Origin of the sequence: Leifsonia sp. 1010 (assembly GCF_031455295.1) — a bacterium.
GTDB lineage: Bacteria > Actinomycetota > Actinomycetes > Actinomycetales > Microbacteriaceae > Leifsonia.
The window spans coordinates 346,352-365,898 of record NZ_JAVDSL010000003.1; the positions used below are offsets into that span (position 1 = coordinate 346,352).

Consider the following 19,547-nt stretch of genomic DNA (forward strand, 5'->3'; position numbering starts at 1 on the left):
CGTCGAGTCCGCGATCTTTGCACGCCCGAAGGCCTAAGACCGTGCAAAGTTTGCGGACTCGACGGTGTGGGAGAGGGGGCGGGGCGTCAGGCGGTGGGGGCGGGACGCTGCGGGAGACCGTAGAAGGCGCGCTCGAAGACCTGGCGAGCCCGGCGCGTCACCGCGAGGTAGTCCTCCTCGAGGCGGGAGGCGGAGCCGGGCGGGTACTCCATCAGCCGGGCGACGCCGTCGAGCGCGACGCGGTCGGACGGCAATACATCGGCCGTCTTGTCGGCCCACAGGGTCATCGCCGATCGGGTCCGGGATGCGAACACCCACGCGTCACGCAGCCGCGCGGCGTCCTCGGCGGAGACGAACCCGTGCTCGGCCGCCGCAGCCAGCGCATCCAGAGTGGAGGTGGTCCGCAGCGCGGGCACCTCGGCGGCGTGCTGCAGCTGGATCAGCTGGACGAACCACTCGACGTCGCTCAGCGAACCGCGCCCGAGCTTGAGATGGCGGGACGGGTCGGCGCCCTGCGGGAGCCGCTCGTTCTCGACGCGCGCCTTGATGCGCTTGACCTCGCGGATCTCCTGCTCGCCGATGCTCTGCGGATAGCGCACCTCGTCGGCGAGTTCGGTGAAGTCAGCGAGCAGGCCCGCGTCCCCGGCGATCCCGCGGGCGCGCAGCAGCGCCTGGGCCTCCCAGGTGAGCGACCAGCGCTGGTAGTACGCGCGGTACGAGTCGAGCGAGCGCGCGGGCGGGCCGTTCTTCCCCTCCGGGCGCAGGCCGATGTCGAGGTCGAGCGGGAGCCGGTTGTCCTCGGTGAGCCGGTTCAGCTCCGAGACGATCGCCAGGGCGCTCCGGTTCGCCGCCTCCTGACCCGCGGCCAGCGGCCGGAACACGTACATCACGTCGGCATCGGAGCCGAACCCGAGCTCGCGACCGCCGAACCGCCCCATGCCGATGACGGCGAACTCCAGCTGGTCCGCATCCCCTCGGGCGAGCCGGATGGCCTCCAGCACACCCGAGATGATGTTCTCCGTGACGTCGGTGAGCCCGTGCGCGAGCTCCTCGATCGTGGCGAAGCCGAGGATGCCGGAGAACGCGAGCCGCAGGATCTCCCGCCGCCGTGCCGCCCGGAGCGCGGCGGCGGCCGTGTCGACCGACTCATGCCGGGCGAGGATCGCGGCCGTCTCCTCCCGCAGCAGCGCCGCCGGGCGCGGCCGCAGCTCGTCGTCGTCCTCGAGCCACGCGACGGACTCGGGGATGCGCCCCAGCAGCTCGCCGGCGAACCGCGACCCCGAGAGGACGCGCGTGAGCCCTTCGGCCGCTCCCGTGGAGTCGCGCAGCATCCGGAGATACCAGTGGGTGCTGCCCAGCTCTTCGCTGAGCCGCCGGAAGGTGAGGAGGCCGTAGTCGGGATCCGGGCCGCTCGCGAACCACTGCAGCATCACCGGGAGGAGGTGCCGTTGGATCGCCGCACGACGCGAGACGCCGGAGGTCAGAGCACCGATGTGGGCGAGCGCACCGCGCGGGTCGCGGAACCCGATCGCGGCGAGGCGCGCCTCCGCCTGCTCGCTGGTGAGTCCCGCTCCCCCGGCGAGCCGCGCGTCGTCGGCCGGCGTCGCCGCGACCGCGCTGAGCAGCGGGCGGTAGAAGAGCCGCTCGTGCAGTCCGCGGACACGGTGTTTGATCTCGTTCCACTGCGTCAGGAGGCCGTCGGCGCTGGGAGCGAGACCGGTGGCGCGGGCGAGGATGCGCACATCCGCCTCGTCGCGCGGCATCAGGTGCGTGCGGCTCAGCCGGCGCAACTGCAGGCGGTGCTCCATCAGGCGGAGCGAGCGGTAGTCGCGCGAGAAGGTCGCCGCCTCCTCGCGGCCCACGTATCCCTGGGCGGCGAGGGCGGCCAGGGCGGAGAGCGTGTCGCGCTGCCGGACGGCGTCGTCGGTCTGGCCGTGGACGAGCTGCAGCAACTGGACGGTGAACTCGACATCGCGCAGACCGCCGGGCCCGAGCTTCACCTGGTAGTGGACCTCGTCGTCCGGGATGTGGTCGGTCACGCGTTCGCGCATCCGCTGCACCGACTCCACGAAGTTCTCGCGGGAGGCGCTGCTCCACACCTTCGGCGCGAGGGCGGCGACGTACCGCTCGCCGAGCCCGGGGTCGCCCGCGAGCGGGCGCGCCTTCAGCAGGGCCTGGAACTCCCATCCCTTCGCCCAGCGGTCGTAGTAGGCGATGTGCGAGTCGAGGGTGCGGACGAGCGCGCCGTCCTTGCCCTCCGGCCGCAGGTTGGGGTCGACCTCCCACAGCCCCGGCTCGATGGCGGGCTCGTGGATGCCGCGCATCGTCAGCATCGCGAGGCGCGTGGCGATGTCGACCGCGCGGCCGGGCTCCAGTCCGGCCTCCTCGTCGCCCTCGGTGACGAAGATCACGTCCACGTCGCTGACGTAGTTCAGTTCGCGGGCGCCCGCCTTGCCCATCCCGATGATCGCGAACCGTGTCGCGCGCACCTGCTCCTCGGGGAAGCGGCCGGGGCCGGGGCCGATCGTCATCCGCCGCGCCACGGCCAGCGAGGCCTCGAGCGCCGCCGCGGCGAGGTCGGAGAGCGTCGCAGCGACGGCATCGAAGCCGCCGACCGGGTCGGACTGCTCCAGGTCGAAGCTCGCGACCTGGACGAGGCGGCGGCGGTAACGGATGCGGAGGCGCGTCCAGGCGCTCTCGTCGCCGTCCGCCGCCACACCGTCGACGGCTCCGACGACGTCGAGCAGGTCGGTGCGCAGTTCGTCCGCCGACGGGAGCGCGGTGATCGGCGCGAGAAGCGCATCCACCTCGGCCGGCTGGCGGAGGAAGAACTCGGCCGCTCCCTCCGATGCTCCGATCAGACGGAAGAGCCGGCGGGCGTCGTCCTCGATCCGGAGAGCCGCCGTCGCCTGCTCCGGCGCCTGCCGAAGCAGCCGAAGCGCGGAGGCGAGCGCGGTATCCGGATCGGCCGCGGCGGACAGCGCCGAGATCAGCGTCTCGGGCGGCAGCCCGGTGAGGTCGGCGAGCTCGTCCAACCCGTCCCGGACCGAGCTCAGCCCCACGAACCCGGCGCGCGCCAGGGCGGTGAGGGAGAGCTGCTGCCGCGTCACGACGAAGGGGTCAGAGGATCTCGAGATTGGATCGGAGCTCGTACGGCGTGACCTGAGCCCGGTACTCCGCCCACTCCTTGCGCTTGTTGAGCAGGACGTAGTTGAAGGCCTGCTCGCCGAGCGTCTCGGCGACGAGCTCCGAGTCCTCCATCAGCGAGATGGCGTGGTCGAGGCTCGCCGGGAGCTGGTTGTAGCCGAGCGCCCGTCGCTCCCCGTCGGAGAGGGCCCAGACGTTGTCCTCCGCCTCCGGCGGCAGCTCGTACTGGCCCTCGATGCCCTTGAGGCCGGCGGCGAGCAGCAGCGAGAACGCGAGGTACGGGTTCGCCGCCGAGTCGATCGCCCGGTACTCGACGCGCGAGCTCTGTCCCTTGCTCGGCTTGTACAGCGGCACGCGGACCAGCGCCGACCGGTTGTTGTGGCCCCAGCTGACGAAGCTGGGTGCCTCATCCCCGCCCCACAGGCGCTTGTACGAGTTCACGAACTGGTTGGTGACCGCGGTGATCTCCGGCGCGTGGCGCAGGAGGCCCGCGATGAACTGGCGCCCGATCTTCGACAGCTGGTACTGCGCGCCCGGCTCGAAGAAGGCGTTGGTGTCGCCCTCGAAGAGCGACATGTGGGTGTGCATCCCCGATCCCGGGTGGCCGGAGAGCGGCTTCGGCATGAAGGTGGCGTACACGCCCTGCTCGATGGCCACCTCCTTGATGACCGTGCGGAACGTCATGATGTTGTCGGCCGTGGTGAGCGCGTCCGCGTAGCGGAGGTCGATCTCGTTCTGGCCGGGGCCCGCCTCGTGGTGGCTGAACTCGACGGAGATGCCGAGGTCTTCGAGCATGCGCACCGAGCGACGGCGGAAGTCGTGGGCGGTGCCGCCGGGGACGTTGTCGAAGTAGCCGGCCGAGTCCACGGGCTCCGGGCCCTCGGTGCCGAAGGACGACGACTTGAGCAGGTAGAACTCGATCTCGGGATGCGTGTAGAAGGTGAAGCCGCGGTCGGCCGCCTTCTCCAGCGTGCGCTTGAGCACATTCCGCGGGTCGGAGACGGCGGGCTGCCCGTCCGGCGTCGTGATGTCGCAGAACATGCGCGCGGTCGGGTCGACCTCGCCCCGCCACGGGAGGATCTGGAAGGTGGTCGCGTCCGGAAGCGCGAGCAGGTCGGACTCGTAGGCGCGCGTGAGGCCCTCGATCGCGGAGCCGTCGAAGCCGAGACCCTCGCTGAACGCGCCCTCGACCTCGGCCGGGGCGATCGCGACGGACTTCAGTGTGCCCACGACGTCCGTGAACCACAGCCTCACGAACTTGACGCCACGCTCCTCGATCGTGCGAAGAACGAAGTCGCGCTGCTTGTCCATCCTGCCCCTTTCCTCGGCCGTGTCCAGACTAGTGGCTGGCGGGCGGCGTCACCCCGCGACGCGTCGGTGCAACACCGAGAAGCGGAGCCTGTTGGAACCGGTTCCGGCCTGAGCCCGGGCGCCCCGATGTCCGTCACTAGACTGAGCCGCATGAGTGAGCAGTCACCGGTGCCCTCCGTCCATCCCGCGACCTCGTCGATGCAGTCGCTGAAACGGGTGCGCACCCGCCACTTCCAGGCGGCGAAGGAGGAGGGGGCGCCGTTCACCGGCCTGACCAGCTACGACATGCTCACCGCCCAGATCTTCGACGAGGCGGGGATCGACTTCCTCCTCGTCGGCGACTCCGCCGGCAACAACGTGCTCGGCTACGACACCACGCTTCCGGTGACGGTCGATGACCTCATCCCCCTGACGCGTGCGGTCGCCGGCGCGGTCAAGCGTGCGTTCGTCGTCGCGGACATGCCGTTCGGCTCGTACGAGACCGGCCCGCTGGAGGCGCTGCACACCGCCGTCCGCTTCATGAAGGAGACCGGCGCGCACGCGGTGAAGCTCGAGGGAGGCCGGCGCAGCGCCGAGCAGATCCGCCGCATCGTCGACGCGGGCATCCCCGTCATGGCCCACATCGGCTTCACCCCGCAGAGCGAGCACGGCCTCGGGGGTCACCTCGTGCAGGGACGCGGCCAGGCGGCCGACGACCTGCTCGCCGACGCGCACGCGGTCGAGGAGGCCGGCGCGTTCGCGGTCGTCCTCGAGATGGTTCCGGCCGAGGTCGCCAAGCGCGTGACAGCCGAGCTGCGCATCCCGACGATCGGAGTCGGCGCAGGGCCGCACGTCGACGGCCAACTGCTCGTGTGGACGGACTGGGCGGGCTTCACGACGGGCCGCGTGCCGCGCTTCGTCAAGCAGTACGCCGACATCAAGACCGTGCTGTCGGATGCGGCCCGCGCGTACAAGGCGGATGTCGAGGAGCGGACGTTCCCGACCGAGGAGCACAGCTTCTAGCGGTCACCGGCTCCCGCAGGTCGGCGCCGCGGCGCGGCCGGCCGCGCTAGTGCGGCCGACCGTCGCGGGTCTAGCGACCGTCCTCGGCGTCCTCCTCGGCCCACTTCGCGGAGTTCTCGCGCAGCTTCTCGAGGGCGTGCTCGGCCTCGTCGCGGGTGTCGAACGGGCCGACGCGGTTCGGCGCGGGCGACAGGAAACCCTGCTCCACCTCGCCGGTCTTCATGTTGTACCAGTACTTGTGCTCGGCGTCCTGCTTGATGCCGTACTCGTCGCTCGTCATAAGGTTGATCGTATGCCCAAGGATTCCGCCGGTCACCTGATCCCCGGTCGCGTCACCCCGATGCGGCCCGTGCCGAGCCGGATCGCGCGCCCCGAATACGTCGGCCGCCCCGGGCCCGCTCCGTACACCCGCGGCGACGTGTACACGCCCGATGAGGTGGAGCTCATCCGCGAGGCCGGGCGCATCGCCGCGCAGGCGATCGAGCGCGTCGGCGAGGCCGTCCGCCCCGGCGTGACGACGGAGGAGCTGGATGCGATCGGGCACGAGTTCCTGCTCGCACACGACGCCTACCCGTCGACGCTCGGCTACCGCGGCTACCCGAAGTCGATCTGCAGCTCCGTCAACGAGGTCATCTGCCACGGCATCCCGGACGACACGGTGATCGAGGACGGCGACATCGTCAACATCGACATCACCGCCTACAAGAACGGCTTCCACGGCGACAGCAACCAGACCTTCATCGCCGGCACCGCCTCCGACGAGGTCGCCGGTCTCGTCGAGCGCACCCGCGAAGCCCTGGGCCGTGGCATCAAGGCCGTCGCCCCCGGGAGGCAGGTCAACGTCATCGGCCGGGCGATCGAGTCGTACGCCAAGCGCTTCGGCTACGGAGTGGTCCGCGACTTCACCGGTCACGGCGTCGGCGCGGCCTTCCACTCCGGCCTGATCATCCCGCACTACGACTCGGCGCCCGCCCACGACGACGTGATGGAGCCGGGGATGGTGTTCACCATCGAGCCGATGCTCACCCTCGGCACGCACGAGTGGGAGATGTGGGCCGACGACTGGACGGTGGTGACCCGCGACCGGAGCATCACCGCCCAATTCGAGCACACGCTCGTCGTGACCGAGCGCGGCGCCGAGGTGCTCACGCTCCCCTGACCTCCCACGCCGACAGCTCCGGAGTTTTTCACCCCTGACGGCTGATTCCGGCCGAAAAAGTCAGGAATTGTTGGAGTGTGCGGGGGTGGGCTCGGGCGCGACCGGCGCGGGGGCGGCGGGCGCGGGCGCGACGGGCGCGGGGGCGGCCGCGGCCCGGGAGGGAGACGGCAGCACGAACGCGAGCCCCACGCCGAGCACCGTCGCCGCCGTCGCGACCCAGAAGGCGGTGTCGAAGGCCGACGACACGGACGCCCCGCCCTGCACCGCCGCCTGCAGCAGCACCGCGAACAGCGCGGTGCCGAACGACCCTCCTAACTGCTGCGCCGTCCGGGTCAGGATGCTGGAGTGTGCGATCTGCTCCCCGCCGAGCCCCTGGTACGACGCCACCATGAGCGGCATCGTGATCGCGCCGAGCCCGAATCCGCGTACGAACAGGGCGACCAGCAGCAGCGGATCCGCCGCCGACGTCGGCCCGAGCGCGAACGGGATGGTCGCCACCGCGACCACCGCGAACCCGGCCACCGCGATCCACCGGGCACCGATGCGGTCGATGAGGCGACCGGCGATCGGACGGCATGCCAGCGTCCCGAGCCCCTGCGGCACGAGCAGGAGGCCGGCGCCGAGCGCATCCGTCCCCCGTGCCTGCTGCCAGAACAGCGGCAGCAGCAGCATCGCGCCGTAGAGGGCGACGCTGGAGAGGAACAGCAGAGTGGATGCCGACCAGACCGAGCGGACCCGCAGCAGCCGCACATCCACCAGCGCGGCGCCCTTCCGCCGCAGTGCCCAGAACACGAAGGCGGCGACGAGGGCCGCGCCCACGACCAGCGGCAGCCACGCGTCCAGTCGCGCGAACCCGCCGTCGAGCACCGAGTCGGACAGGCCGAGCAGCAGTCCGGCGAGCCCGGGTACCAGCAACAGCACGCCGATCAGGTCGAGGCGGCGCTTCGGGTCGCGGCCACGGTCCGACGGCAGCATCCGCCAGGCCAGCAGAAGACCGGCGACCGAGAACGGGATGTTGCCCCAGAACACCCAGCGCCAGTCGCCGAGCGCGAGGATGAGGCCGCCGATGACCGGTCCGAGGATCGGTCCGGCCATCGCCGGGAGCCCGATCACCGCCGAGACGCGGCCGAGCTGACGGCCGCCGGCCACCTCCATCACCATCGTCGTCATCACGGGCAGCATGAGACCGCCGCCGACGCCCTGGAGCACGCGGAACGCGATCAGGGAGTCCGCGTTCCAGGCCAGGCCCGAGAGCACCGAGCCGGCGAGGAAGATCGCCAGCGCCACCATCCACACGCGCTTGCCGCCCCACCGCGCCAGGCACCACGCCGACAGCGGCACGGTCGCGGCGAGTGCGAGCAGGTAGCCGGTGGTCACCCACTGGATCTGCGCGACCGTCGTATGCAGGTCGCTCGCCAGGGTGTGCAGGGCGACGCTGAGGATGGTCGTGTCGAAGACCACCGCCAATGCGCCGATGACGAGTGCGGTCGCCGTCCGCACGACCGCCCGATCCAGCTTGTCCGCCATGTCCGCTCCTTAAGATGCGCGTCTGTATCTTAACGAGATCGTACGACGATCGGATAAGATGCGCAAATGGACTCTAAAGAGACCGCTGGTCGCCGACGTCGCGGGGCGGCCCTCGAGAGCGCGCTGCTCGACGCCGCCTGGGACGAGCTCGACGAACACGGCTTCGCCGCCCTCACGATGGAGGCCGTCGCCGCCCGCGCCGGCACCAGCCGTCCCGTCCTCGCCCGCCGCTGGGCGACCCGCAGCGACCTGGCGCTCGCGGCCATCCGCCACCACTTCGCCGCCGAGCCCATAGAGGTGCCCGACCACGGCAGTCTGCGCGAGGACACGCTCGACCTGCTGCGACAGATGAACACCCGGCGCCGCGGACTGGTGACGGAGGTGCTGCTGCGGTTCTCCGGCGTCGTCACCGAGGCCGACGGCGGCATCGCGGGCCTCCGCGAACGCCTGATCGGCGACCAGCCGACGCAGCTCGGCGCCATCCTCGAACGCGCGGATGCCCGGGGTGAGATCGACCTCGCCCGGCTCTCCCCCGTCGTCGCCGACCTCCCCCTCACCCTCGTCCGCCACGAGATGCTCATGCGGCTCACCCGGGCCGACGACGCGACGCTCCAGTCGTTCGTCGACGATGCGTTCCTCCCGCTCGCGCTGGCGACCCGTCGGAAGAGCCCCGGCGAGCGGTGAGGTTCGCGGCGCGGTAGATTCGAGGCATGACTTCGCAGAAGCACGCGATCGGCATCGACATCGGCGGAACCGGCATCAAGGGAGGCCTGGTCGACCTGTCGACCGGCGAGCTCGTCAGTGACCGGGTCAAGCTGCCCACCCCGCAGGGCGGCAAGCCGGACGACATCGTCGAGACCACCAAAGAGATCGTCGACCGCCTGGCCCAGGAAGAGCCGGATGCGCCGGTCGGCGTCTGCTTCCCCGCGATCGTCAGCCACGGGGTCACTCTCTCGGCCGCCAACGTCGCGAAGGACTGGATCGGGCTGCACGCCGAGGACCTGTTCGAGAAGGCGCTCGGTCGCGACATCCACTTCGTCAACGACGCCGACGCGGCCGGATACGCCGAGACCCGCTTCGGTGCGGCGAAGGGCAAGGACGGCCTCGTCATCATGACCACGCTGGGCACGGGCATCGGCTCCGCGCTGATCTACGACGGCATCCTCATCCCGAACGCCGAGCTCGGCCACCTCGAGATCGACGGCCACGACGCCGAGTCGCGCGCCGCGTACTCCGCCAAGGAGCGCGAGGACCTCAGCTGGGAGAAGTGGGCCAAGCGCCTGCAGAAGTACTACTCCACCGTCGAGTTCCTGTTCACACCCGACCTCTTCATCGTCGGTGGCGGCGTCTCGAAGCACTACGAGGAGTTCCTCCCGCTGCTGAAGCTGAAGACCCCGATCGTCCCCGCCGTGCACCGCAACAACGCGGGCATCCTCGGGGCCGCCGCCCTCACCGTCCGCAACGAGCGCCGCGACGCCGGCGAGCGCGGCCGCAGCGCCGAGGCCGGAACGCCCCAGGACGCTCCTGCGCCGACACCGGCATAACGGCGCATGCCGCGGGGTCGCCTCCGGGTGATGCTGGGAGCCGCCCCGGGCGTGGGCAAGACGTTCGCCATGCTCGAAGAGGGCGAACGGCTCCGCGCGCTCGGGAAGGACGTCGTCGTCGCGATCGTGGAGACGCACGACCGAGCGGCCACCGCCGCTCTCGTCGACACGCTCGAGGTCGTGCCGCGGCGTACGGTCGAGCACCGCGGGGTGACGCTCACCGAGCTGGACCTGGATGCGGTCCTGCGCCGCAACCCCCGCGTCGCCCTGGTCGACGAACTCGCGCACACGAACGCTCCGGGGTCGGAGCACGAGAAGCGCTGGCAGGACGTCGAGACCCTGCTGGAGGCCGGGATCGACGTGATCTCGACCGTCAACATCCAGCACATCGAGTCGCTGAACGACGTGGTCGAGCAGATCACCGGTGTTCCGCAGCGCGAGACCATCCCGGATGCCGTGCTGCGGCGGGCGGACCGCATCGAGCTGGTCGACCTGGCGCCGCAGGCGCTGCGCGACCGGCTGGCCGACGGCCTCGTGTACCCGGCAGCGCGGGTGGATGCGGCCCTGTCGAACTACTTCCGCCTCGGCAACCTGACCGCCCTGCGCGAGCTGGCCCTGCTGTGGCTCGCCGACGAGGTCGACAACGCGCTGCTGCAATACCGCGCCGAGCACGGGATCGCCGGCACCTGGGAGGCGCGCGAGCGCGTCGTCGTGGCGCTCACCGGCGGCCCGGAAGGCGAGACGCTGCTCCGCCGCGGAGCCCGCATCGCCGCTCGGAGCGCCGGCGGCGAACTGCTCGCCGTGCACGTCACCAGCCAGGACGGCCTCCGCGAGGCGCAGCCCGGCGTCCTCGCGGCGCAGCGCGCGCTCGTGGAGCAGCTCGGTGGCAGCTATCACCAGGTGGTCGGCGACGACATCCCGCGTGCCCTGGTCGAGTTCGCCCGCGGCGAGAGCGCGACCCAGCTGGTGATCGGCGTCTCCCGCCGCAGTCGGCTCGCCGCCCTGCTGACCGGTCCGGGCATCGGCGCGACCGTCATCCGCGAGTCCGGTGACATCGACGTGCACATCGTGTCGCACGCGCGCGCCGGAGGACGGTTCTCGCTGCCGCGTCCGCGCGGCGGCCTGACGGTGCGGCGCCGGGTGTACGGGTTCGCCCTCGCCCTGATCGGCGGGCCTCTGCTGACCCTGCTGCTGACCAGCGTGCGGTCGGACGAGTCGATGACGGCGGACGTGCTCAGCTACCAGCTGCTCGTCGTGCTCGTCGCGCTCGTCGGTGGCATCTGGCCGGCGCTCTTCGCGGCGCTGCTCTCGGGGCTGACACTCGACTTCTTCTTCGTGGACCCGCTCTACACGATCACCGTGGGCGAGCCCCTGCACCTGCTCGCGCTCATCCTCTTCGTCGTCATCGCGGCGCTCGTCAGCCTGGTGGTCGACCAGGCGGCGCGACGCAGCCGAGCGGCGATCCGGGCGGCGGCGGAGGCGGAACTGCTGGCCACCGTCGCCGGCGGCGTGATCCGCGGCGAGGATGCGCTGCAGGCACTCGTCGCCCGCACCCGCGAGGCGTTCGGGCTGAGCGCCGTGCGGCTCGTGGTCGCCGGGCAGGAGCGCGCGGAGTCCGTCGTGGCCGAGGACGGCGAAGCGGACGTGTCGCAACCGGTGCAGCGCATCCCGGTCGGGCCGGCGGCGGGCGACGACCGAGGCGCGACGACCGGTCGCACGTCCCCCTCGTCGGGGCCGCGCGAGATCGCGACGCTGGAGCTGTACGGACGCGACTTGGAGGCGAGCGATCGCCGACTGTTGTCGGCCATCGTCGCGCAGCTCGAGGCCGCGCTCGAACACCGCCGCCTCACCGCCACGGCCGCGGAACTGGCGCCCCTCGCCGAAGCCGACCGTGTGCGCAGCGCACTGCTGGCCGCGGTCGGGCACGACCTCCGCCGGCCGCTCGCCGCCGCGACCGCCGCGGTGACCACCCTGCGCCAGTCGGATCTCGCGCTCGGCGACGACGACCGGGAGGCCCTGCTGGAGACCGCGGAGGACAGCCTCCACGGACTCGCATCGCTCGTCACCGACCTGCTCGACGCCAGCCGGGTGCAGGCCGGCGCGCTGGCGGTCTCGCTGGCCCCGACCGAGGTGGATGACGTGGTGCTTCCCGCGCTCGACGAACTGGGGGCCGGCCCCGGCGACGTCGAGCTGGACCTCGGCGCCCACGTGCCGCCGGTGCTGGCCGACGGCGTCCTTCTCCAGCGTGTCATTGTGAACCTGCTCGGCAACGCCCTCCGCTACAGCCCGCCGGACGCCCGGCCGGTGCTCGCCGCCAGCGAGTTCGCCGGGACGGTCGAACTCCGCGTGATCGACCGCGGGCCGGGCATCCCCGCCGAGCGTCGGGAGGCGGTCTTCGCGCCGTTCCAGCGGCTCTCCGACACCGACAACGAGGCGGGCATCGGTCTCGGGCTCGCCCTGTCGAAGGGATTCGTCGAAGGGATGGGCGGCACGCTCGAAGCGGAGGACACCCCGGGCGGCGGCCTCACGATGGTCGTGTCCCTCCCCGCGGCACGGGAGGTGGACGCGTGAAGATCCTCATCGCCGACGACGACCCGCAGATCCTGCGCGCGCTGCGCATCCTGCTCACCGCCCGGGGCTATCAGGTGCTCACCGCGCGCAGCGGGGCGGAGGCGCTCAGCGTGGCCGTCGACCAGCATCCCGACCTGGTGATGCTCGACCTGGGCATGCCGGAACTCAACGGCATCGAGGTCATCGAAGGGCTCCGCGGCTGGTCGAGCGTGCCCATCCTGGTGGTCTCCGGCCGCACGGGCTCCGCCGACAAGGTCGACGCCCTCGACGCCGGCGCCGACGACTACGTCACCAAGCCGTTCGCGGCGGACGAGCTGCTCGCGCGCATCCGCGCCCTCACCCGGCGGCAGAGCACGACGGCGGACGAACCGGTCATCACGTTCGGCGACGTGACGGTGGACCTCGCGGCGCGCCAGGTGACCCGGCGGGACGGGGACGGGAGCGCGGTGCGGCTCACGCCGACGGAGTGGCAGATCTTGGAGGTGCTGCTGCGGAACCCGCGGCGGTTGGTGACGCGCCAATCCCTGCTGACCCAGGTGTGGGGTCCGCAGTACACGACCGACACCGGCTATCTGCGGCTGTACCTGTCGCAGCTGCGCAAGAAGCTGGAGCCCGAGCCGTCGCGGCCGCGCTACCTGCTGACCGAGCCCGGGATGGGCTACCGCTTCACGCCCGACGACGCCAACACCGACGCGTCCTGACGCCGCACATTCGGCACGAATGTGCGTTTTGGGCGCGCGAAAGCGCACATTCGGCACGAATCTCGTAAGGGAATGGGCCGGCTGATACGCCGGGTTCTGTCACGGTGCGAGCACCGCGGACGGCCATCTATCTCGGGACGACGTTGCCGCCGCCCTCCAGCGGTCTACCCGGGGACGAGACGAGCAGCCTCATGGTCCCCTGTCCGACCTTGCTCCGGGCGAGGTTTACCCAGCCGGCCGGGTCGCCCCGGCCGCTGGTGGTCTCTTACACCACCGTTTCACCCTTACCGCGGGCCGAAGCCTGCGGCGGTCTGCTTTCTGTTGCACTTTCTCGCGGGTTGCCCCGGGTGGGTGTTACCCACCGCCCTGCTCTGCGGAGCCCGGACGTTCCTCGGCGGCCCGCTCTCGCGGACCGACGCGACCGTCTTGCCGACCCATTCCGCGCTCAACGATAGCGCAGCGGTCTGAGCTGGACCGCCGCCCGGCCTCGGACCACGAATCAGAGCCCCGAGTCCTCCCCGCGCACCAGGATGGCGCCGCTGTCGGGGCAGAGCACCACGTCGTCGGCCGCGGCGCGACGGATGTCGGACAGGTCCGACTCCGTCAGCTTCACGTTGGAGCCCATGGAGACGCCGCGGATGAGCGCGGCGGCACCGATGCCGTAGCGCGTGCGCTGGCGCTCGTACAGCTCGATCAGGTCGGCCGGGAGCGTCTCCGCGATGGCTGCGCGGTCTTTCGCGAGCGCCGTTCGTTGCGCCTCCAGCTTGCCGGCCTCTTCATCGCGTTCGCCTTCGAGCACGGCGACGCGGCCGTTCAACTCGGCACGTTCCGCCTCCACGCCGGCGAGCGCCTGCTCGAGGTCTTCGACGCGCTGCATGACGGTCAGCTCGATCTCTTCGAGGTCGTTCTTGCGCTTGGCGAGCGACGCGAGCTCCGCCTCGAGCGCCTGGACGTCTTTCATCGAGGCCGACTGCTGCACGCGGTCGGAGTCGCGCTTCGCCCGTGCATCGACGATCTGGACGTCGGACTCGATGCGCTTGAGCTCCGCCCGGGCGTCTTCCAGCTCTCCGGTGGCGGCGATCCACCGCGCGCGAAGAGCCTCCACCTCCGGCTGCAGCTTCAGGAGCTCGGCCGCCTGCGGCAGGTTCTTGGTGGCGTGGGCGAGCTGCGCCAGGCGGGTGTCGGCCGCCTGGAGGCGCAGGAGCTCGTTCTGGTCGGCGGGGCTGGCTTTCACGGTGTGGTGCTTCCTTCGTGCGAGGTGATCATTGCAGGATGACGAAATCCCAGGGGTCGGTGCGGAGCTCGCTGACGACGACTTCGACCCCCGGCAGCGCGGCGCGCAGCTGATCGGCGGCGGTGTCGAGCCAGAGCCACTCGCTCGCCCAGTGGGAGACGTCGAGGAGGGCGGGGCCGCCGCCGAGCACCGCTTGCTCGCGTGCTTCGGAGGCGGGATGGTGCCGCAGGTCGGCGGTGATGTAGACGTCGGCATCCCGCACGGCGTCGCTGCCGAGCAGGGAGTCACCCGCTCCGCCGCAGAGGGCGACGCGCGTGACCGGCTGGTGGTAGTCGCCGGCGGCCCGGACTCCCCCGGCCGTCGGCGGGAGGATGTCGGCGAGCGCGCGAGCGAGCTGCCCGAGCGTCGTCGGCTGTGGGAGGTTGCCGACGCGCCCGATGCCCGTCGTGCCGTCGGCCGCCGGTGAGATCGGGCGCGTATCGCGGAGCCCCAGCCGCGTGGCGAGGACGTCGCTGGTGCCGGCGGCGACCACGTCGGCCGTGGTGTGCGCGGCGTACAGGGCGACGCCGCCGCGGATCAGCCGGGCGAGCAGCGCGCCCTTGTACCGGTCCTCCGCGATGCTGGTGACTCCGCGCAGCAGAAGCGGATGGTGGGCGATCAGCAGGTCGGCGTCGAGCTCCACCGCCTCGTCCACGGTCGCCGCGACCGCATCCACGGACAGCAGGATGCGCTCGATCGAAGCGGCCGGATCACCCGTCACGAGCCCCGGCGCATCCCAGCTCTCGGCACCGCCGAGCGGCCAGAGCCGCTCGATGGTGTCGCGGACGGAGGCGAGGGCGTGAGGCATGTCGATCAGCCTACGGGATGCGATCCGGACGGCACCGGACGAGCCGAAGATGTGGAGAACGCGACCACGCGCCGCGCTGTGGACGGAATCCCCCGTCGCGTCACGCCGCCGCCAGCTCCTGCCGCCGCACGGCCGGCACGGCGCTCACCAGTACTCCGAACATCCCGATGACGAGGGCGATGACCACCCCGATGTTGCTGGCGCCGATGCCCGCATTCGGGTCGATGCCGACGAGGCGGAAGAGGTATCCCTCCCACGCCAGCCAGGGCAACGGCGAGCTGATCGTTCCCCACCCGACCGCCGTTCCGGCCACCAAGAGGCCCACGTTGATCCACCGCCAGTCCGGGTAGACGCCGCCGCGAGCGAGCAGCGACGCCTGGTGGAAGCGGCGGGTGCGGAGCATCATCTCGCCCGAGAACACGCCGACCCACGCGGCGACCGGCACGGAGAGGGCGGTCGGGACGCCACGGATGACGGCGGACAGGTCGGTCACCGTCGCGGCCAGCACGATGCCGACCGCAGCGATCGCCGCACCGGCGATCAGCGTGCTCCACCGGCGCCCGAGTTTGACGCCCAGCGCGTCGAGGGTGAATCCGGCCGAGTACACGGTCAGCACGAGCGCCGAGACGAGCGACAGCCCCACGGCGAGCAGCAGCGGCAGCGGGTACCACGCGGGAAGTCCGAGCTGCACGAGGCCCGCCACCGGGTCGCGCGCGAGCTCTCCCGCCAGCCCGGGATCGGATGCGGCCAGCAGTCCCCCGTACGACACCAGCAGCAGCGGGGGCACGCCTGCGCCGAACGTCGCCCACAACATCGCCGCACCGCCCGATGACAGCGGCCGCTGGTAGCGCGCGACCTCGGCGCTGCTCATCGCCCAGGCCAGCCCGACGTAGCTGAACACGATGACGGCCCCCGTGACCACGTGCGTCCACAGCGCGTCGGGGACGGCGAGCGCCCGCGACACATCCACGTGCCGCCAGGTCGCCGCCACCATCAGGGCGATGAGCACGGCGGAGGCGATCGTCAGCACCAGCTGCACCCGCGCGACGAGGGCGTACCCGAAGTAGGCGACGGCGACGGCGACCAGGATGGTGACCGCCAGCCCCGCGGACGTCGCGAGCACCGCATCCCCCGGCCACTGCTCTGCGACCGTGAGCGACCCGGCCGCGGAGCCCGCCAGCCAGAGCAGGACCGACCCCCAGAACAGCTTCACGACCAGCGCGAGCACCGTCGGGATGATGTTGCCGCGGAGGCCGAATGACGCGCGGGAGACGACCAGCGTCGGCTGGCCGCTCCACTTGCCGGCGAGCGTGCCGAGGCCGAGCGGCAGGAACGAGAGTGCGACGCCGACGAGGGTCGCGACGAGCAGCTGGCGCAGACTCAGCCCGAGCACGAAGAGCGTCGCGCCGACCCCCACGCTGATGAGCGAGGAGGTGCCGGCGAACCAGAGCCAGAACATCCGGGAGGCGCGTCCGACCCGGCGCTCGACGGCCGTCGGCTCGAGGTCGGCGGCCTCTGGGACGAAGACCCCGGGACGGCGCTTCGCGGGGGCGTCGGGTGTGGACACCTCGCCGGTGGGCGGCGGACCGGCAGTCGCGGCCTCCGACGCGGCCACGGGAGTCGGGAGGTCGGCACCGCTCGAGTCGTCCGTGTCGGTCTCCGACGCGGCCCGCTCGGACTCGACCGGAGGCGCAGCGGGAGCGACCGCCGTCACCACCGGGACGAGGGGAACCGGTTCCGAATCCCGTGGAGCCAGTTCTTCCGGCACCAGCGCGAGTGGCTCCGCCCGCGCGAGCGGCGGATAGGCGGGCGGCGCGACGGCCGCGACGGGTTCCGGCTCCGGCTCGGGCTCAGCTTCGGCGGGCGCCGACGCATGCCGCCCCGGCCGGTGCCCTTCGTCCCCGTCCTCCGGCTCGCGCTCGGCGACCGGCAGGGCGTGCGCGCCGGTGGGATGCGCCTCCCGCGTCTCCTGCAGCGCCTCCTGTTCGGTCGCCGACTCCGGCTCACTGCGCTGGATCGGGATCGCGGCCGTCGCCACCCACGGGCTGAAGGTCGGCTCGGGCCCGGTCGGCTCCCGGCGAACGGGCAGGTCGTCGAAGCTGATCGCCTGCGTCGGCGGCCCCGTCCATTCCCCTTCGTCGTCGTCCGCAGCATCGGCACCGCCTGCGTCGACATCCACTTGCTCGAACGCCACCTCGTCGGCCGCCACTGAGCCCGGCGCACCGTCGTCGGACGCCTCCTCCGCGCCCCCGCGGAGCGCCTCGGGAGGGATGATCGGGATGGCTGACGTGATGCGGGCGACCTCTTCCTCGAGCACGCTCGCCAGCTCGTCGTCGCTGTGCCGATCGGCCGCTCCCCGGTCCATGGCCCCCAGACTACGACGCGCCGCCCCCGAGCAGCAGAGCCTCCCTCCCGCGCGACCCCCACCCACCGACCCCGCCCACCGTCGAGTCCGCACATTTAGCACGTTTCGCGCCGAGAAACGGTAAGTCTCTGCGGACTCGGCGGTGGCGGGCCAGGATGCGCGGGCGGGGGAAGTAGCATCGGGGGTGTGAGCGAGATTGCGACCCCGTACGAGGACCTCCTGCGCGACGTGCTGACGAACGGCGCCCACAAATCCGACCGCACGGGCACGGGGACGCGCAGCGTGTTCGGCCGGCAGTTGCGGTTCGACCTCGCCGACGGCTTCCCGCTGATCACCACCAAGCGCGTCCACTTCAAGTCCATCGCGTACGAGCTGCTGTGGTTCCTGCGCGGCGAGAGCAATGTCGGCTGGCTGCGCGACAACGGCGTCACCATCTGGGATGAGTGGGCCGACGCGGACGGCGAGCTCGGCCCGGTCTATGGGGTGCAGTGGCGCTCGTGGCCGACCCCGGACGGCCGGCACATCGACCAGATCCAGCAGGTCATCGACACGCTGCGCAGCGACCCCGACTCCCGCCGCATCATCGTGTCGGCGTGGAATGTGGCCGACATCCCGAGCATGGCCCTCGCCCCGTGCCACGCCTTCTTCCAGTTCTACGTCGCCGACGGCAAACTCTCCTGCCAGCTCTACCAGCGCAGCGCGGACATGTTCCTCGGCGTCCCGTTCAACATCGCCAGCTACGCGCTCCTCACGCTCATGGTCGCCCAGCAAGTGGGCCTCGAGCCCGGCGAGTTCGTCTGGACCGGTGGAGACGTCCACATCTACGACAACCACGTCGAGCAGGTCACCGAGCAGCTGACGCGCGATCCCTATCCCGCGCCCACCCTGCGCTTCGCCCGCACGCCCGACAGCATCTTCGACTACCGGTTCGAGGACTTCGTCGTCGAGGACTACCAGCACCACCCGGCGATCCGCGCGGCCGTCGCCGTATGACGATCGCGCTGATCTGGGCGCAGGCCCACGACCGGGTGATCGGCGCGGACGGCGTCATGCCCTGGCACCTCACCGAAGACCTGCGGCACTTCCGCGCGCTCACCGGCGACGATCCGGTGGTGATGGGGCGCCGCACCTGGGAGTCGCTGCCCGAGCGCTACCGGCCGCTGCCCGGCCGCGACAACATCGTGGTCACCCGGCAGGCCGACTGGACGGCCCCCGGCGCGATCGTGGCGCACTCGGTGGATGAGGCGCTCGCCTCCGCGGGAGACGCCCCCACCGTCTGGGTGATGGGCGGCGCCGAGCTGTACCGCCAGACGCTTCCGACGGCAGACCGGCTGGAGGTCACCGAGATCGACCTCGACGTCGCGGGAGACACGTACGCCCCCGAACCCGGCGACGGCTGGACGGTCGACGCGGGCGAGTGGCTCACCGGGTCCAACGGGATGCGGTACCGCTTCGTCACCTACTCGCGCGTCACCAAAACGCACTGACGCACGTCAGGTCAGCCCGGCGACAAGGTTCACCGTCGCCGCGACGATGACCGTCCCGAACAGGTACGACAGCAGGGTATGCCGCAGCACCGTCGCCCGGATGTACGCGTTCTGGATGTTCGTGTCGGAGACCTGGAACGTCATCCCGAGCGTGAAGGCCAGGTAGGCGAAGTCGCTGTAGCGGGGTGGTTCCTTCTGGTTGAAGTCGATGCCGCCGCCGGTGCGGTAGAAGATGCGGGCGTACCGAAGCGCGTAGACGGTGTGCACCAGCGTCCACGAGAGCGCGACGCTGACGACGGCCAGCAGCGCGACCCCGAGCTGGGCGCCGCCCTTGAGAGTTTTCGCATCGACCAGGATGTAGACGACGGCGACTACGCTCGCCAGCGACGCCAGGAGCAGCACCAGATCGGTGGTGCGCCTGCCCGGATCCTCGAGGGTGGCGTGGTCCTTCGTGGAGGTGCCGTCGAGCCGCCAGACCGACAGCCAGACCCACGCGATGTACACGATGCAGGCGGCCGCCCAGCCCGCGATGACCGCGTAATGCCAGGCGTTCAGCAGCCCCACGATCACGGCGACCACCACGCCGGACGCGACGGCGGTGGTCATCTTCGCGCGGGTCCGGCCGCGGCCCTTGTGCAGATCGTCGGTCACA

16 protein-coding genes and 1 other RNA gene are annotated in these 19,547 nt (G+C 71.5%); 8 read left to right on the forward strand and 9 right to left on the reverse strand.

Translation table 11 applies throughout. The features are described 5' to 3' along the window. Positions 1-86: 86 nt before the first annotated feature. Both J2Y42_RS15225 and glnA read right to left on the reverse strand, forming a co-directional pair. Positions 87-3,110 (reverse strand): bifunctional [glutamine synthetase] adenylyltransferase/[glutamine synthetase]-adenylyl-L-tyrosine phosphorylase, encoded by a 3,024-nt coding sequence (locus J2Y42_RS15225; protein WP_309860185.1) that lies wholly within the window; start codon positions 3,108-3,110, stop codon positions 87-89. Between the two features lie 10 nt (positions 3,111-3,120). Continuing rightward, positions 3,121-4,458, reverse strand: coding sequence for a type I glutamate--ammonia ligase (gene glnA / locus J2Y42_RS15230; protein ID WP_309860187.1), 1,338 nt, complete (start codon positions 4,456-4,458; stop codon positions 3,121-3,123). 150 nt (positions 4,459-4,608) lie between these two features. Between glnA and panB the strand changes: the two genes are divergently transcribed. After that, positions 4,609-5,460, forward strand: coding sequence for a 3-methyl-2-oxobutanoate hydroxymethyltransferase (gene panB / locus J2Y42_RS15235; RefSeq protein ID WP_309860188.1), 852 nt, complete (start codon positions 4,609-4,611; stop codon positions 5,458-5,460). Positions 5,461-5,530: 70 nt separating this feature from the next. On the opposite strand, the gene J2Y42_RS15240 is transcribed toward panB, so the two are convergent. Beyond that, positions 5,531-5,740, reverse strand: coding sequence for an SPOR domain-containing protein (locus tag J2Y42_RS15240; protein WP_018191320.1), 210 nt, complete (start codon positions 5,738-5,740; stop codon positions 5,531-5,533). A gap of 12 nt (positions 5,741-5,752) precedes the next feature. Between J2Y42_RS15240 and map the strand changes: the two genes are divergently transcribed. Then, positions 5,753-6,619 (forward strand): type I methionyl aminopeptidase, encoded by an 867-nt coding sequence (map, locus tag J2Y42_RS15245; protein WP_309860192.1) that lies wholly within the window; start codon positions 5,753-5,755, stop codon positions 6,617-6,619. Between the two features lie 60 nt (positions 6,620-6,679). Here the strand turns inward: map and J2Y42_RS15250 are convergent, their stop codons facing one another. Beyond that, complete coding sequence (locus tag J2Y42_RS15250) at positions 6,680-8,146, reverse strand: MDR family MFS transporter (RefSeq protein WP_309860194.1); 1,467 nt, start codon at positions 8,144-8,146, stop codon at positions 6,680-6,682. 66 nt (positions 8,147-8,212) lie between these two features. Here J2Y42_RS15250 and J2Y42_RS15255 point away from each other — a divergent pair, with 66 nt between their 5' ends. Genes J2Y42_RS15255 through J2Y42_RS15270 form a run of 4 tightly spaced genes read left to right on the forward strand, consistent with a single transcriptional unit; the run spans position 8,213 to position 12,962 of the window. Beyond that, positions 8,213-8,830: a TetR/AcrR family transcriptional regulator gene (locus J2Y42_RS15255; protein ID WP_309860196.1), complete on the forward strand. Its 618-nt coding sequence runs from the start codon at positions 8,213-8,215 to the stop codon at positions 8,828-8,830. Between the two features lie 26 nt (positions 8,831-8,856). Beyond that, positions 8,857-9,690, forward strand: coding sequence for a polyphosphate--glucose phosphotransferase (gene ppgK, locus J2Y42_RS15260; RefSeq protein ID WP_309860198.1), 834 nt, complete (start codon positions 8,857-8,859; stop codon positions 9,688-9,690). Between the two features lie 6 nt (positions 9,691-9,696). Next, complete coding sequence (locus J2Y42_RS15265; protein WP_309860200.1) at positions 9,697-12,261, forward strand: ATP-binding protein; 2,565 nt, start codon at positions 9,697-9,699, stop codon at positions 12,259-12,261. Beyond that, positions 12,258-12,962, forward strand: coding sequence for a response regulator (locus J2Y42_RS15270; RefSeq protein ID WP_309860202.1), 705 nt, complete (start codon positions 12,258-12,260; stop codon positions 12,960-12,962). Before J2Y42_RS15265 ends, J2Y42_RS15270 begins: the two co-directional genes overlap by 4 nt. 69 nt (positions 12,963-13,031) lie before the next feature. On the opposite strand, the gene rnpB is transcribed toward J2Y42_RS15270, so the two are convergent. The 4 genes from rnpB to J2Y42_RS15290 all read right to left on the reverse strand — a co-directional run bounded on the left by rnpB (position 13,032) and on the right by J2Y42_RS15290 (position 17,408). Continuing rightward, an RNA gene (gene rnpB, locus J2Y42_RS15275) (RNase P RNA component class A) lies at positions 13,032-13,399 on the reverse strand. A 62-nt stretch (positions 13,400-13,461) separates the two neighbouring features. Next, complete coding sequence (locus tag J2Y42_RS15280; RefSeq protein WP_309860204.1) at positions 13,462-14,196, reverse strand: hypothetical protein; 735 nt, start codon at positions 14,194-14,196, stop codon at positions 13,462-13,464. A 28-nt stretch (positions 14,197-14,224) separates the two neighbouring features. After that, complete coding sequence (locus J2Y42_RS15285; protein WP_309860207.1) at positions 14,225-15,043, reverse strand: Nif3-like dinuclear metal center hexameric protein; 819 nt, start codon at positions 15,041-15,043, stop codon at positions 14,225-14,227. Positions 15,044-15,143: 100 nt separating this feature from the next. Continuing rightward, complete coding sequence (locus J2Y42_RS15290; RefSeq protein WP_309860209.1) at positions 15,144-17,408, reverse strand: cytosine permease; 2,265 nt, start codon at positions 17,406-17,408, stop codon at positions 15,144-15,146. Positions 17,409-17,594: 186 nt separating this feature from the next. Between J2Y42_RS15290 and J2Y42_RS15295 the strand changes: the two genes are divergently transcribed. After that, complete coding sequence (locus tag J2Y42_RS15295; protein ID WP_309860211.1) at positions 17,595-18,401, forward strand: thymidylate synthase; 807 nt, start codon at positions 17,595-17,597, stop codon at positions 18,399-18,401. After that, a complete protein-coding gene (locus tag J2Y42_RS15300; RefSeq protein ID WP_309860212.1) occupies positions 18,398-18,895 on the forward strand; it encodes a dihydrofolate reductase in 498 nt (165 codons plus the stop codon). The genes J2Y42_RS15295 and J2Y42_RS15300 overlap by 4 nt, the downstream gene beginning before the upstream one ends. A 6-nt stretch (positions 18,896-18,901) precedes the next feature. Here the strand turns inward: J2Y42_RS15300 and J2Y42_RS15305 are convergent, their stop codons facing one another. Further along, a complete protein-coding gene (locus J2Y42_RS15305; protein ID WP_396427165.1) occupies positions 18,902-19,501 on the reverse strand; it encodes a DUF1345 domain-containing protein in 600 nt (199 codons plus the stop codon). Positions 19,502-19,547: the final 46 nt, after the last annotated feature.